A 12,453-nucleotide genomic window follows, 5' to 3' on the forward strand; every position below is an offset into this window, starting at 1 on the left:
CGCGACAGAGGGTTCAGCACGCCGCAAAACGGGCGAGCGCCGCCTGCAGATTGCGCCGGTATTCTGCAAAATACATGGCCTTGACGACGTAATCGGCAGCGCCGAGCGCATCTGCCCGGGTCCGGTCGGTGTCGAGGTTCGACCCACTCAGCACAATGATGGGAATCTCCAGACTTGGCGCCTGGGCGAGCAAGCATTCCATCAGCTCGAAGCCGTTGAGCTTCGGGAGTTTCAGGTCAAGCAGGATGAGGTCGAAATCCGGATCGCGTTGCAGCAGCGCGAGCGCCTCTTCTCCGTCAAAAGCCCTCACAATCTCATGCTCGATGCCGCAACTTCGGAGTACGCGGCAAGTCAGGTCGACATCGAAGGCGACATCATCCACGAGCAAGAGCCTGTTGGTCATCGTCTATCTAGCGCCAGATAAAAGTGTCATGAAGGGTCCGTGTGGCTCAAGCGGCCGGCGCACCGGGATGGGGCAAGGGTTCCGGTTCCGCGCCATGGGGCCGCTTACGGGGGATACGTACGACAAACTCGCTGCCGCGCCCGGCGCCGTCGCTGCGCACTTCGACGGTTCCCTCGTGCTGCGTCACGATATCCTTGACGACAGCGAGGCCGATGCCAAGCCCGGATCCGCGCTCCGTGGTCTCGTTCGACGCCTGGGTGAAGATATCGAAGATTTTTGGAAGAATATCGGCGGCGATGCCGCGGCCAGTGTCGCGCACGTACAGGACGAAGTGGGTCTGGTCGAGCGTGACCGTCAGCCAGATCGTGCCTCCCGTGGGTGTGAACTTGATTGCATTGTTCACCAGGTTGAGTACTACCTGCTGTAAACGCTGGGCATCGGCCTCGATTGTAATCGGCACGCCAGGCTGCAGCAGGTGCAGGGCCACGCCTTTGGCGGCAGCCACAACATGAGCAGGCTCCAGGATCTCGTTCAGGTAGGCCTGCAGCTCGATCCTGCAGTAAGCCATGCGCATCTTGCCGCTGCTTGCCCGCGTCACGTCAACCAGGTCTTCGACCAGCTTGCCCAGGAACGCGACCTGCCTCTCGATTACGGCAAGCGGCCGGGCAAACTGCCCTTCCTGGTCGGGAAGCCGCTTCATGAGTTCCGAGGCGGTGCGGATCGGCGCGAGCGGGTTGCGCAGTTCGTGCGCGACCGTTGCAATGACCCGGCTGTGTTCACCCTCGCGCTCGCGGAATTCCTGGACCGTGTTTTCGAGCGCCTTGGTACGGGCACGCAGGTGCGTCACGTCCCGGAAGACCTTGACGAAGCTGACGATACGTTCCGCCTCGCGCCTCAGCGGAAAGCTCATGCCGCTCGACCAGAACCAGGAACCATCGCGTCGCGTGTGCCAGCGCTCGTTCTCCGCCGAGCCGATCACGGCGGCGGTGTGTGCTTCATGTTCGGGGAGGCCAACCGTGATGTCATCCGGGACAAACAGCATGGCGAACGGCTGGCCGATTACCTGTTCCGGCGCCCAGCCGGTAATCGCCATCGCGCCGGCACTCCAGCCCGTAATCTGTAACGCGGCATCGTAGAAAACAACGCCGTACTGGTCCGTACGGTCAAGTATGAACGCCTCGAACGCACGTGCATCCACGGGATCGTACTGGCTACTTAACATGTCGGACATGCATCTGTTCCTAGCTATGGGCAAACGCCGCCCGCTTTCGGTTGGCGTGATCAGGAAGTCATTATAAAGCTTGCAACTGTGCGCACGATACGACAGTCAATGCCGGCATTCATTGCCAAGCTGCATCGCGCAAGCGACAATATGCGCCTGCCGCCGGGTGGCCGCGCCAGTCGCTTCCGCCCCGGTCTTCCCATCCCATCTTTATCGATTCACCGTTTTATGCCTCGCAGTGTATTGCTTGTCGAAAGTGACCAGGATCTCGCTGAAACAATCTCGGGCATGCTGGGCGCGCTTGGGTATTCGGTCGTCGTGCTGGGGGATCAGGCACGTGCGCTCGGGATCATGCACGGTATCCGTTTCAGCCTGCTGGTGACCACGGCGCGCGACGGGACAAGTGCGGCCGCCCAGTTCGCGCGGGAAGCAAGGTTGCTCTTGCCGGATTTGAAGGTACTGCTGATCACCGGCGCGGGTTATACGGCTGGCCTGCTGAGCAATGCGTTCGATGCCACGCTGTACAAGCCTTTCAATGTGAGCCAGTTGCTGCAGGTAATCGCGCCGCTCGCCCGCACATCGGGCAGCAGCGCCTGAAAGCCGGGCGGCCCGGCCACGCAGCCGCCCACCGCCGGCATCATGCCGCTGTCAGGTCCCGGCCTGCGATCAGGGACAGCACAGCCTGGAGGTCTGCCGGCTTGGTCAGGTGGTGATCGAACCCCGTCTCGACGACACGCAGGCGCGTCTTCAGATCGTTCCAGCCTGTCAGGGCGGTGATGTAGGCGCCGCGTACTTCGGGCAGGGAGCGCATTGCCGCGGCGACCTCGTAGCCGCTCATTCCAGGCATGCCCAGGTCGAGAAAGACGATCTCGGGACAAAATGCTTCGGCCAGCCTTAGGCCCGTAGGACCGTCGTTGGCAACTTGCGCCTCATGCCCGTAGGCAGCGACGAACATGGCCAGCAATTGTGCCGCGTCGGCGTTGTCGTCGATGATGAGCACGCGCCGCGCTATGGTTGTGGGTGGTGAAAACATCCAGCTTCCTGCTGATACTGTGAACCAGAATAAACTTGCATGACACAATGCGTCATCCGGTCCACATGATACCGCTCATCTACCCAAACGGTGCCGATTTTGTAACCTGTACCGCAAGAACAACAACAAGACGGTTTGCGGCACCGTCCCGGCTGCCTGGATCATGCCGAGATAAGGCGGGTTATGGCGGCATGCATTTGTTCGGACGAGACTGGTTTTTGCAGTACCACGTCGATTCCTTCGGAGGCGTGGACCGGCTGTTGTGCTTTAGTCGCACGCGCCACCTTTATCTGCCGCTGAGCTTGTTTGGCTCGGACAGCGATCCGGCTTGCCGCAACGTCGTCGCGCTCGTCGCCCACAACCAGCACATCGATACACACGCCTTCCATCACTTCGAACGCCCGGGCGGCATCGGCTACCCCGACCACAATGTACTTTCTGCAGTCAAGCATGTAGACCAGGCTTTCGCGTACGAGGGGATCTTCTTCGATGATCAGGACGGAGATCGACATGCAAGACGTAGGTGATGTGGGAGGCGGCATTATACCGGCAGCCGGCAGGCGCGTCTGTACGCCTGCCTGGCGAACTACGCCTGCCTGCTCTGGCCGGGGTCGAACAGCGCCTGGACAGTCTGTATGTCGAGCGGTTTGGCTAAATGGGCGTCGAAGCCGGCCGCGAGCGAACGCTGCACATCTTCGCCCTGCGCATAGCCGCTGATGGCAACCATCCTGGGCGGCGCAGACATGGTCTCCTTCAGGCACCGCGCGACCTGGTAGCCACTCATTCCCGGCAGTCCCAGGTCGCAGAGAATCAGGTCGTATCGAATCTGGCGGGCCCGGGCGACCGCCGCGGCGCCATCATAGACCACGTCCGCTTCGTGATCGAACATCCGCGCCAGCATGGCGAGCGAGTCGGCGGCGTCGGGGTTGTCGTCGACGACGAGTATCCGCCTTGAAGCGACGCCGGCTCCACAAGTGGCGGCTCCAGTCGCCGTCTCCCCGACTGCGGTGCCGTCGGCGAGCGGCAGCACGACAGTGACACAGGTGCCCTCGCCCGGAGTGCTTTCGATCGCCACGCTGCCGCCATGAAGTTCAATAATGCTCTTGACCAAGGCAAGCCCGAGACCCAGGCCCCCCTCGGTGCGTGCCAACGACTGGTCAGCCTGCGTGAACGGTTCGAAGACATGGGGCAACAGGACGGGAGCGATACCGGCGCCATTGTCGCGCACATGGATGTTGACGTGCGCGCCCGCGCGGACTGCCGCCAGGGCAATGTGTCCGCCAGGCGGCGTGAATTTTGCCGCGTTCCCGAGCAAGTTGCCCAGTACCTGCACCAAGCGTGTTTCGTCGCCGTCCACGCGGAGCGGCTCGTCGCATACGGACACCGTGAAATCACGATCCTGCCCACCGATGACGTTACGGTAATCGTCGGCTGTCTTTTGCAGCAACTGACCCAGGTCCAGCGTGGCCCGCTGGAGGGCTATTTTTCCCTTCGCGATACGGTTCACGTCCAATAGATCGTCGACCAGACGCGTCAGTTGCCCGACTTGCCTGCCGATCACCTCCCTGGCAAAACGCATCTGGTCATGACTTGCGCCGGGCTGATCGAGAAGGAACAAAGCATTGCGGATCGGCGCCAGCGGGTTGCGCAACTCGTGCGACAGCATGGCCAGGAATTCATCCTTGCGCCGGTCCGACTCCTGCAGTTGCGCCTGCGCGGCCCGCAATTCGGAGATGTCCATGTTCGCGGCGACGGCGGCGATAACGCGGCCCGTTTCGTCGCGGATCGGCGCGCTCGACACAACGATGGTGCCGCGCGTTCCATTGAAGCGTTCGATGTCGAGGATAACGTCGCGTGTCTTCAGACCCTGTTTCAGCGATATGGCGCACGGCCATTCCTCGGCAGCGATACGCTCGCCGGTATCTGGCCGGAAACCCTTGTAGCTATCGTAGTCCACGACGGAATTGAGGAGCGCGTTGCCGGCCCAGGTACGCTTCCATTCCGCGTTTTCCAGAACCATCGCGCCGACCTCGTCGAGCATGATGAGGCCGGTCGGAATGGTATCGACAATCGTTTGCAGGCGAGCACGTTCGGCCTCCAGCTCCGTCCTGCTGGCCACCAGCGCCTGCTCGGCCGCCTTGCGCTCGCGGATGTCGTCGACGATCGCCAGCTGGTAATCCGGATTGCCGTCCGTATCGCGCACCAGCGATAGTGTCAGCCTGGCCCATACATGGCTGCCATCCGCATGCAGGAAACGCTTTTCGACCGCATAGGAATCGAGCTCGCCGGCCGCCATGCGTGCAAACAGGACGCGTGCCGGCGCAACATCGTCGGGGTGGGGGATGACGGGCCACGACGAGGACAGCAGTTCCTCGCGCGAGCGTCCGAGCATCCGGCACAAGGCATCGTTGACGTCGATCCAGCGGGCGTCGGCAAACCGCACGGTGGCGATACCGAGGGCGGACTGCTCGAACATCGCACGGAAAGTCGTTTCGTTGGTGCGCGCAACGTGAGAGGAGAAAGTACTGGTAGGCATGGCGAATCCTACCATGGCTTGCGGGGCGCCGAGCCTGGCAAGCCGCGCTCAGGCGCGCAACAGTAATCCTGCCAGCACCAGCATCGTCAGGCCGGTAAATGCCTCGACCCCGCGCCACACGGCGGGCCGCCCCAACACGCCGGCACAGCGGCGCGCCAGTAAGCCAAGTCCGGTAAACCACAGCAGCGAGGCCGCCATCGCGCCGGCCGTGAACGAATGGCGGTGTTCCAGCGCCAGGCTGCTGCCCACCGCGCCCAGCAGCACGACGGTGTCCAGGTAGACGTGGGGATTCAGGAGCGACATCGCCAGTACGGCGGCCAGCGCCTTGCGCGCGCCGCCCCTGCCCGCCTTGCCTGCTCCTCCTGTGGACAGCCCCGGCGCCTCGGCGCCGCGCCAGCTGCTGCGCAGGCAGCGCAACCCGTACCACAGCAGGAAAGCGGCCCCGCCGTAGCGGCAGGCAGCCAGCAGGCCGGGCGAGGACTCGACCAGCGCGCCGAAGCCCGACATGCCGAGCGCGATCAGGCTGACGTCGACCAGCACGCAGGCCGCCACCGTCAACGCCACGTGCCGCCCAAGAATGCCGGTGCGGATCACGTGCGCGTTCTGGGCGCCGATCGGCATGATCAGGCTGGCGCCCAGGCCCAGCCCCTGCATGAATACCTGTTGCGAAAACATCTGTTGCTCCTCCTGAAAGTCGACAGCATGGAGGCGCCGCCCTGTCTCATCAATTATATTAATGCTTTTTAATCCTGGATTAGCGGGGCTAATGTGATGACCATCGATGCCCGCCGCAGCGCAGCCTTTGTCGCCGCCGTCGATACCGGCAGCCTGGACGCGGCCGCCGCCCTGCTGCGCATCACGCCCTCGGCGGTGTCGCAGCGCATCACCGCCCTCGAGCAGGACATGGGCACACCCCTGCTGGTGCGCACCCGTCCCTGCCGCCCGACCGCGCCCGGCGCCCGCCTGCTGCAGTACCTGCGGCGCCAGGCCCTGATGGAAGCGGAATTCCTGGCGGATCTGGACAACGATGCCGGCCCGGTGCGCGTGGCGCTTGCCGTTAACAACGACACCCTGGCCACCTGGCTGCTGCCGGTGCTGGCGCCGGTCCTGATCGCCGAACAATTGCTGGTCGAATTCGTGCTCGACAACCAGGGCCATACTTTCGCCCTGCTGGAACAGGGCCAGGCGCTGGCCTGCGTGTCCGGCGAATCCGAACCGATGCGCGGCTGCAGCGTCACCCCGCTCGGGCACATGCGCTACCGCATGGTGGCCTCGCCCGCGTTCGCCCGGCGCTGGTTCCCGAACGGCATCGACCGCGACGCGGCCCGGCGCGCGCCGGTGATGGTGTTCGACCGCAAGGACACCCTGCAAACCGCTTTCCTGCTGCAGCACTTCGGCTTGCCGGAAGGCGCCTATCCCTTCCATTACGTGCCAGCCAGCGACCCGTACGTGCAGGCCATCCGGCTCGGTCTCGGCTACGGCATGCTGCCGCAGGAACAGTGCGCGGCCCTGCTGGAGGGCGGAGAACTGGTCGACCTGACCCCGCAGCTGCACGTCGACGTGCCCTTGTACTGGCACGCCTGGCGCATCCAGCCGCCGCGCATCGAGCGCATGGGCGCGGCGCTGGTGAAGGCTGCCCGGGCGGTGCTGCTGCCGCTGGCTTGAACCGGGAGGTCTCATCGGTATAGAATGAGAATCATTCTCATCTAAAAGCCCATCAATGACCGCATCCGATCCTTGCCACCAGCTTCTGCGCCGCCGCCTGCTCGGCGGCGCCGCCCTCGCCACCATCGGCGTCCCCTTGATTCCGGCCGTTCGCGCCGCCGACGGCTGGCAGCCGGCCACCCTGCCCCAGGGCCTGCAGCGCGACATCGATTCCAGCATCACCGGCCAGCGCTACCGCATCTACCTGAGCGTACCGACCACGCCGGCGCCGCCCGGCGGCCACCCGGTGCTGTACGCCCTCGACGGCAACGCCACCTTCCCGGCCCTGGCGCTCATGGCGCGCAGCACAGCCAGCCGCAGCGCCAGGACCGGGCAAGTGGCGCCGGTGATCGTCGGCATCGGCTACCCGAGCGGCCAGGACTTCGGCGGCGGCCGTGCGCGCGACTATACACCCCACATCGCGCCCCGCATCACGGCCGCCGGCAACGAGCAGCCGGCTGGCGAAGGCGGCGCCGACCGCTTCCTCGATTTCATCGAACGCGAGCTCAAGCCATTGATCGCCAGCCTGGCCCCGCTCGACCCGGCGCGCCAGGCCCTGTTCGGCCACTCCTACGGCGGTTTGTGCACGCTGCACGCGCTGTTCACGCGGCCGGGCATGTTCCAGACCTACCTGGCGGCGAGTCCGTCGATCTGGTACGGCGAGCGCGTCGTGCTGTCGGAAATGTCGGGCCTGGCAAAACGGACCGCAGCATTGCCACGCAAGCCGGCGCTGATGCTGTCCGCGGGCGAACTGGAACAGTTCAAGACGTGCGGACCGGCGCCCCAGGGGCACGAGGCGGTCGCCGCCGAACGGCGCATGGTCGGCGAAGCGCAGGACCTGGCAGACCAGCTGGTCCGCTCGGACAGCCTGTCGCGCGTCCAGTTTCACTTGCTGGCCAGGGAAAACCACGGCAGCGCGATGTTCCCGGCCATGGCGCGCGGCATGGAGTTCTTCCTCGGCTAAGGCCCAGGGATTTGTTTATTGCTAATGGTATAGGATAATAAGCAGCAAGCCTCCCTACACTCCCAGGACCCCATGTACAAAGCCGCCTCGCTGTTCACCCTCGCCCTGCTGGCCGCCAGCCCGGTCCTGGCAGCCGACATCTGCAAGGGCGACGTCCCGGAAGAAGTCGTGCTGGCCGAGCGCTACCAGTACAAGGTGGCCGGCACCGGCCGCCTGCACCTGCATACCGGGCCCAGCGAAAAATGCATCAACAAGAAGGTGTTCGTGATTCCCGGCGACGACCTGGTCGCGTTCACCGAGGCCGGCGACAACGGAGAATGGACCAGCGTGATGTACATGGCGAAGAACGGCGACGATTACAGCGGCTGGGTGCGCACCGAGCGGCTCCGCTTCATGGGCGCGATGGGCGGCAACATGTCGCCCGAGACGATCAGGTTCTATCAAAAGGCAGCCAAGGCGGCGGCGGACGGCAAACTCGGTTCGCCGACGGCCGAGGCGCACTGAGCTCGATGTTCCGCCGCCCGACGGAGTCAGCCGCGCGACGTCCCGGGAACCGGCAGCAAGGAATCGCATGGATGCCGTGACCATCGGCCCCCTGGCCATGCCGGTGCGGGTGGTGGCGGCGCTGGCCGCCATCGTCGCCGCCAACCTGGCCGTGCTGTGGTGGCGGCGCCGGCGCGGCGTCGATGCCGACCCGGCCCTGTGGCGCATGATCGTCTGGGGCCTGCTGGCGGCGCGCGCCGCCTTCGTGCTGAAGCACTTCGACAGCTACCGCACCGATCCCCTAAGCATGCTCGACATCCGCGACGGCGGCTTCGTCGCCTTTGCCGGCCTGCTGGTGGCCTTTGCCATCGGCTTCGAGCAGGTGCGCCGCCAGCCCGCGCTGCGCCGGCCCCTGCTGGGCGCTTCGCTGCTGGGTGTGCTGGTCTGGGGCGGCGCATCGTTTGCCGCCTTTGCCACCGGCCCGGCTGCGGCGCCCCTGCCGCAGGTGAGGCTGGAGCGCATGGACGGCAGCGCCGCCGCCCTGCATGCATTCGCCGGCAAACCGATGGTGGTGAACCTGTGGGCGACATGGTGCCCGCCCTGCCGCCGCGAGATGCCGGCCCTGGGCGCGGCGCAGGCGGCCCATCCCGACGTTGCCTTCGTGTTCGTGAACCAGGCCGAGGATGCCGCGGTCATCGAACGCTACCTCGAGGGCGAAGGCCTGCGGCTGGATAACCTGCTGATCGATCCCGCCCTCGCCCTGGCCCGCGCCACCGAGGTCAAGGGCTACCCGACCACGCTGTTCTACGACAGGCACGGCAAGCTGGTGGCGCGCCACATGGGCGAACTGTCGCCGGCCCAGCTGCGCGAGCGGATGGAAGCGCTGCGCTAGCCTCCGCACAGCGCGGCGCAAACCGGAAGCCCGCAGGCGCGATCGACGAAAGCGGCGTATGCTCGCTGCGTGTCCCCGAACCATGCAGGAGAACCGCGATGACGATCGCCTGGGCGCACTTCACGCCATGGACCGCGCTGGCCGGCGGCATGCTGATCGGCCTGGCCGCCTCCCTCTTCATCCTGCTGGGCGGGCGCATTGCCGGCATCAGCGGCATCCTCGGCGGCCTGCTGCGCCCCGCGCGCGGCGACGTTGCCTGGCGCCTGCTGTTCCTGGCCGGGATCGTCCTCGTCCCCTGGGCCTGGTCCCTGGCCGCGGCCCTGCCCGAGGCCAGCATCGACGCCGACGGCGCCACCCTGCTCGTGGCCGGCCTGCTGGTCGGCATCGGCACCCGCTACGGCGCCGGCTGCACCAGCGGCCATGGCGTATGCGGCGTGGCGCGCCTGTCGCCGCGTTCGCTGGCGGCCACCGCCACGTTCGTCGCGGCCGGCTTCCTCACGGTCCGGCTGCTGCGTCACGTTTTCAGCTGAGGAGCACCGCATGCAACTGCTCATCGTCTTCGTCAGCGGCCTGGTGTTCGGCCTGGGCCTGCTGCTCTCCGGCCTGATGAACCCGGCCAAGGTGCTGGCCTTCCTCGACCTGGCCGGCGCCTGGGACCCCTCGCTGCTGTGCACGATGGGCGGGGCCACGCTGGTCGCGACACTCGCCTTCCGCATCGCCAAGCGGCGCGGGCGCACCCTGTTCGGCGCGGCGCGGCGCTGCGCCTGCCATCGGCCACCGCGATCGACCGCAGCCTGGTGCTGGGCAGCGCCGCGTTCGGCGTTGGCTGGGGCCTGGCCGGCTTCTGCCCCGGCCCGGCCATCGCCTCGCTCGGCGCCGGTTCGCCAAAGGCACTCCTCTTCACGCTGGCGATGCTGGCCGGCATGGGCCTGTTCGAGCTGGCCGAATGGCTGCGCCGCCGGCAGCACCGGCCGGAATCGGCCTGAGCCTGCCCGCGCTGCCGTACAATGCCGGCTTCGCCAGGAGACCGCCATGCACGTCAACCCGATCCAGCTGTTCGACGCCGAGTCGTCGACCTTCACCTACATCCTCGCCGCCCAGGACGGCAAGGAAGCCGTCATCATCGACCCGGTCGACCGCCACTGCGAGCGCGACCTGGCGCACCTGGCGCGCCTCGGTTTGAAGCTCACCTACGTGCTGGAAACCCATGCCCACGCCGACCACGTCACCTCGGCCGGCCGCCTGCGCGAACTGACCGGCGCGCGCGCCGCCGTGCCCAGCGGCTGCGGCATCGCGCCGGCCGAAGTGCAGCTCGACGACGGCGACACCGTGCGCTTCGGCGCCGGCGAAGAAATCCGCGTGCTGCACACCCCGGGCCACACGTCCGGCAGCGTCAGCTTCCTCTGGCGCGGCAATGTGTTCAGCGGCGACACCCTGCTGATCGACGGCTGCGGCCGCACCGACTTCCAGGGCGGCAGCGCCGCCGCCCTCTACGACAGCATCATGCTGAAGCTGTTCGCGCTGCCGGACGCCACCCGGGTCTGGCCCGCGCACGACTACAAGGGCCAGAGCGTCTCGACGATCGGCTGGGAGCGCAGGCACAACGCGCGCCTGGCCGGACGTTCGCGCGAGGACTTCATCCTTCTCATGGACAAGCTCGACCTGCCGCGCCCGAAACTGATCGACATCGCCGTTCCCGCCAACCGCCAGCTCGGCCTGGCGCATGCCGCCTAGACTCACCGCCTGAACGGCATCGCCCGCCGACCGTGACAAGATTGCACGCCGGCATCGCCAACATGCATTAGAATCATCGACTTTTGCATACTGGCGCAGGCGGCAATGTCAGAACCGACGCAACAACTCAAACGCGGCCTCAAGGGCCGCCACATCCAGCTCATCGCCCTCGGCGGCGCCATCGGCACCGGCCTCTTCCTCGGCATCGCCCAGACCATCCAGATGGCCGGCCCTTCGGTGCTGCTCGGCTACGCGGTGGCCGGCCTGTTCGCCTTTTTGATCATGCGCCAGCTGGGCGAGATGGTGGTGGCCGAACCGGTGGCCGGCTCGGTCAGCTACTTCGCCGACAAGTACGGCGGCCACATGGCAGGCTTCGTCACCGGCTGGAATTACTGGATGATGTACATCCTGGTCAGCATGGCCGAGCTGTCGGCGGTCGGCGTCTACGTCCAGTACTGGTGGCCCGAGATCCCGACCTGGGTCTCGGCGCTGGCCTGCTTCGCCGTCATCAACTCCTTCAGCCTGCTGAACGTGCGCGCCTTTGGCGAGCTCGAATTCTGGTTCGCCGTCATCAAGGTCGTGGCCGTGATCGGCATGATCCTGTTCGGCGGCTATCTCCTCATCAGCGGCACGGCCGGCCCCGAGGCGGGCGTGGCCAACCTCTGGCGCCATGGCGGCTTCTTCCCGAACGGCGTTTCGGGCCTGGTGATGGCGATGGCCGTCATCATGTTCTCCTTCGGCGGCCTGGAACTGATCGGCATCACCGCCGCCGAAGCGGCCAACCCGGAAAAGACCATCCCGCGCGCCACCAACCAGGCCCTGTACCGGGTGCTCATCTTCTACGTCGGCGCCCTTTTCATCCTGCTGTCGCTGTTCCCGTGGCAGAAAGTGGTCAGCGGCGGCAGCCCCTTCGTGCTGATCTTCGCGGCCCTGGAGAGCAATGCGGTGGCCACCATCCTGAACGTGGTCGTGCTCACCGCCGCGCTGTCGGTGTACAACAGCGGTGTCTACGCGAATACCCGCATGCTGTACGGCCTGGCGGTGCAGGGCAATGCGCCCGGCGTGCTGAAAAAGCTGACGACTAGCGGCGTGCCGCTGGCGGCGCTGGGCGTGTCGGCCGCGGCCACCCTGGTCTGCGTGGTGGTGAACTACCTGCTGCCGGGCGAAGCTTTCGGGCTGATGATGGGCCTGTCCGTGTCGGCGCTGATCATCAACTGGGCCACGATCTCGCTGGTGCACCTGCGCTTCCGCCGCCGCCGCGCCGAAAGCGGCCAGGGCGCCACCGTGTTCCCGAGCCCGGTGCATCCGCTCTCGAACTGGCTGTGCCTGGTCTTCCTGGCCGGCGTGCTGGCGGTGATGTACATGACGCCCGGCCTGCGCACCTCGGTCTACATGATCCCGGCCTGGCTGCTGCTGCTGTGCGCCGGCTATGCCGTGCGCCGCCGCAGGATGGCCTGATAACGCAGCCAAGGCGCGGTTCGC

At 66.2% G+C, this 12,453-nt stretch carries 15 protein-coding genes and 1 pseudogene; 10 read left to right on the forward strand and 6 right to left on the reverse strand.

Annotated elements, in window-relative coordinates:
• Positions 1–13: 13 nt before the first annotated feature.
• Both LK540_RS03945 and LK540_RS03950 read right to left on the reverse strand, forming a co-directional pair.
• Positions 14–403 carry a response regulator gene (locus tag LK540_RS03945; RefSeq protein ID WP_229435723.1) on the reverse strand — a complete coding sequence of 130 codons (390 nt, stop codon included), beginning with the start codon at positions 401–403 and terminating at the stop codon, positions 14–16.
• 46 nt (positions 404–449) lie between these two features.
• Entirely contained in the window at positions 450–1,634 is a 1,185-nt protein-coding gene (locus LK540_RS03950; protein WP_229435724.1) for a PAS domain-containing sensor histidine kinase, read from the reverse strand.
• A gap of 99 nt (positions 1,635–1,733) precedes the next feature.
• Here LK540_RS03950 and LK540_RS03955 point away from each other — a divergent pair, with 99 nt between their 5' ends.
• On the forward strand, positions 1,734–2,222 hold the full coding sequence (locus LK540_RS03955) for a hypothetical protein (RefSeq protein WP_229435725.1): 489 nt from the start codon (positions 1,734–1,736) through the stop codon (positions 2,220–2,222).
• 40 nt (positions 2,223–2,262) lie between these two features.
• Here LK540_RS03955 and LK540_RS03960 read toward each other — a convergent pair whose 3' ends face one another.
• From LK540_RS03960 to LK540_RS03975, 4 genes are all read right to left on the reverse strand, one after another.
• Positions 2,263–2,658, reverse strand: a complete 396-nt coding sequence (locus tag LK540_RS03960) for a response regulator (RefSeq protein WP_229435726.1) — start codon at positions 2,656–2,658, stop codon at positions 2,263–2,265.
• A 161-nt stretch (positions 2,659–2,819) separates the two neighbouring features.
• Positions 2,820–3,170: a hypothetical protein gene (locus tag LK540_RS03965; RefSeq protein ID WP_229435727.1), complete on the reverse strand. Its 351-nt coding sequence runs from the start codon at positions 3,168–3,170 to the stop codon at positions 2,820–2,822.
• Between the two features lie 74 nt (positions 3,171–3,244).
• Complete coding sequence (locus tag LK540_RS03970) at positions 3,245–5,194, reverse strand: hybrid sensor histidine kinase/response regulator (protein WP_229435728.1); 1,950 nt, start codon at positions 5,192–5,194, stop codon at positions 3,245–3,247.
• Between the two features lie 48 nt (positions 5,195–5,242).
• The gene (locus tag LK540_RS03975; protein ID WP_229435729.1) at positions 5,243–5,869 is read right to left on the reverse strand and encodes a LysE/ArgO family amino acid transporter; all 627 of its coding nucleotides are present in this window, start codon (positions 5,867–5,869) and stop codon (positions 5,243–5,245) included.
• A gap of 96 nt (positions 5,870–5,965) precedes the next feature.
• On the opposite strand from LK540_RS03975, the gene LK540_RS03980 reads away from it, so the two are divergent.
• The 9 genes and pseudogenes from LK540_RS03980 to LK540_RS04015 all read left to right on the forward strand — a co-directional run bounded on the left by LK540_RS03980 (position 5,966) and on the right by LK540_RS04015 (position 12,429).
• Positions 5,966–6,859 carry a LysR family transcriptional regulator ArgP gene (locus LK540_RS03980; protein WP_229435730.1) on the forward strand — a complete coding sequence of 298 codons (894 nt, stop codon included), beginning with the start codon at positions 5,966–5,968 and terminating at the stop codon, positions 6,857–6,859.
• A 55-nt stretch (positions 6,860–6,914) separates the two neighbouring features.
• Positions 6,915–7,862 (forward strand): alpha/beta hydrolase, encoded by a 948-nt coding sequence (locus LK540_RS03985; RefSeq protein ID WP_229435731.1) that lies wholly within the window; start codon positions 6,915–6,917, stop codon positions 7,860–7,862.
• Positions 7,863–7,934: 72 nt separating this feature from the next.
• Positions 7,935–8,366, forward strand: a complete 432-nt coding sequence (locus LK540_RS03990) for a hypothetical protein (protein WP_229435732.1) — start codon at positions 7,935–7,937, stop codon at positions 8,364–8,366.
• A gap of 67 nt (positions 8,367–8,433) precedes the next feature.
• Positions 8,434–9,237, forward strand: coding sequence for a TlpA disulfide reductase family protein (locus LK540_RS03995; RefSeq protein ID WP_229435733.1), 804 nt, complete (start codon positions 8,434–8,436; stop codon positions 9,235–9,237).
• A 98-nt stretch (positions 9,238–9,335) separates the two neighbouring features.
• On the forward strand, positions 9,336–9,767 hold the full coding sequence (locus LK540_RS04000) for a YeeE/YedE family protein (protein ID WP_229435734.1): 432 nt from the start codon (positions 9,336–9,338) through the stop codon (positions 9,765–9,767).
• A gap of 10 nt (positions 9,768–9,777) precedes the next feature.
• A pseudogene (locus tag LK540_RS25310) lies at positions 9,778–9,888 on the forward strand (DUF6691 family protein); the annotation flags it as partial.
• A gap of 17 nt (positions 9,889–9,905) precedes the next feature.
• Positions 9,906–10,223 carry a DUF6691 family protein gene (locus LK540_RS25315; protein WP_374041325.1) on the forward strand — a complete coding sequence of 106 codons (318 nt, stop codon included), beginning with the start codon at positions 9,906–9,908 and terminating at the stop codon, positions 10,221–10,223.
• A gap of 46 nt (positions 10,224–10,269) precedes the next feature.
• Positions 10,270–10,971 (forward strand): MBL fold metallo-hydrolase, encoded by a 702-nt coding sequence (locus LK540_RS04010; protein WP_229435735.1) that lies wholly within the window; start codon positions 10,270–10,272, stop codon positions 10,969–10,971.
• 105 nt (positions 10,972–11,076) lie between these two features.
• Entirely contained in the window at positions 11,077–12,429 is a 1,353-nt protein-coding gene (locus LK540_RS04015) for an amino acid permease (RefSeq protein ID WP_229435736.1), read from the forward strand.
• The last annotated feature ends 24 nt before the right edge of the window (positions 12,430–12,453 follow it).

This window comes from Massilia sp. IC2-278 (genome assembly GCF_020708045.1).
Taxonomy (GTDB): domain Bacteria; phylum Pseudomonadota; class Gammaproteobacteria; order Burkholderiales; family Burkholderiaceae_D; genus Telluria.

What these genes read in the sequence shown, in the direction of transcription:
- LK540_RS03945 (WP_229435723.1), bottom strand. Translation starts at nt 403, where the DNA reads ATGACCAACAGGCTCTTGCTCGTGGATGATGTCGCCTTCGATGTCGAC.
- LK540_RS03950 (WP_229435724.1), bottom strand. Translation starts at nt 1,634, where the DNA reads ATGTCCGACATGTTAAGTAGCCAGTACGATCCCGTGGATGCACGTGCG.
- LK540_RS03955 (WP_229435725.1), top strand. Translation starts at nt 1,734, where the DNA reads ATGCCGGCATTCATTGCCAAGCTGCATCGCGCAAGCGACAATATGCGC.
- LK540_RS03960 (WP_229435726.1), bottom strand. Translation starts at nt 2,658, where the DNA reads ATGTTTTCACCACCCACAACCATAGCGCGGCGCGTGCTCATCATCGAC.
- LK540_RS03965 (WP_229435727.1), bottom strand. Translation starts at nt 3,170, where the DNA reads ATGTCGATCTCCGTCCTGATCATCGAAGAAGATCCCCTCGTACGCGAA.
- LK540_RS03970 (WP_229435728.1), bottom strand. Translation starts at nt 5,194, where the DNA reads ATGCCTACCAGTACTTTCTCCTCTCACGTTGCGCGCACCAACGAAACG.
- LK540_RS03975 (WP_229435729.1), bottom strand. Translation starts at nt 5,869, where the DNA reads ATGTTTTCGCAACAGGTATTCATGCAGGGGCTGGGCCTGGGCGCCAGC.
- LK540_RS03980 (WP_229435730.1), top strand. Translation starts at nt 5,966, where the DNA reads ATGACCATCGATGCCCGCCGCAGCGCAGCCTTTGTCGCCGCCGTCGAT.
- LK540_RS03985 (WP_229435731.1), top strand. Translation starts at nt 6,915, where the DNA reads ATGACCGCATCCGATCCTTGCCACCAGCTTCTGCGCCGCCGCCTGCTC.
- LK540_RS03990 (WP_229435732.1), top strand. Translation starts at nt 7,935, where the DNA reads ATGTACAAAGCCGCCTCGCTGTTCACCCTCGCCCTGCTGGCCGCCAGC.
- LK540_RS03995 (WP_229435733.1), top strand. Translation starts at nt 8,434, where the DNA reads ATGGATGCCGTGACCATCGGCCCCCTGGCCATGCCGGTGCGGGTGGTG.
- LK540_RS04000 (WP_229435734.1), top strand. Translation starts at nt 9,336, where the DNA reads ATGACGATCGCCTGGGCGCACTTCACGCCATGGACCGCGCTGGCCGGC.
- LK540_RS04010 (WP_229435735.1), top strand. Translation starts at nt 10,270, where the DNA reads ATGCACGTCAACCCGATCCAGCTGTTCGACGCCGAGTCGTCGACCTTC.
- LK540_RS04015 (WP_229435736.1), top strand. Translation starts at nt 11,077, where the DNA reads ATGTCAGAACCGACGCAACAACTCAAACGCGGCCTCAAGGGCCGCCAC.